General features: G+C 60.1%; 1 protein-coding gene. It reads left to right on the forward strand.

The genetic code is table 11. The features are described from left to right. On the forward strand, window positions 1-609 hold a 609-nt coding region (locus AAFM92_16895), incomplete at both ends, for an ATP-binding cassette domain-containing protein (GenBank protein MEL7302037.1).

The following is a 609-nucleotide window of genomic DNA, read 5'->3' on the forward strand; positions in this document are numbered from 1 at the left end:
GTCGGGCAAATCGACGACCGCGCGGGTGATCACCGGCCTCTTGCCCCCCCTGGAAGGCCATGTGGAATTTCAGGGCACGCCCTTGCCGCGAGATTACAAAAGCCGGTCGAAGGATCAGTTGCGCCAGGCGCAGATGATCTACCAGATGGCGGATACCGCGCTGAACCCTAAAAAATCCATTGGCGAGATCATCGGACGCCCGGCGGCGTTTTATGGCGGCTTGCGCGGGACCGAGTTGAAAAAGCGGGTGGACGAACTTCTCGACCAGATCGAGCTGGAACCGTCGCTGTATTATCACCGGCTGCCGTCCGAGCTTTCAGGCGGGCAGAAACAGCGCGTGGGGATCGCGCGGGCCCTGGCGGCGGAACCGACGTTCATCATCTGTGATGAGGTCACATCCGCGCTGGACCAGCTGGTGGCCGAGGGGATTTTGCGGCTTCTGGACAAGCTGCAAAGGGATCTCAATCTGGCCTTTATGTTCATCACCCACGATCTGGCGACGGTGAAATCCATCGCCGACGAAGTGGTGGTGATGAAGGAAGGCAAGGTCGTCGAAGCGGGCGGCAAGACCAAGATGTTCACCCCGCCGCATCACGAATACACCGACCT

Source organism: Pseudomonadota bacterium, assembly GCA_038533575.1.
In the GTDB taxonomy this organism is placed as follows: Bacteria; Pseudomonadota; Alphaproteobacteria; order Rhodobacterales; family Rhodobacteraceae; genus Shimia_B.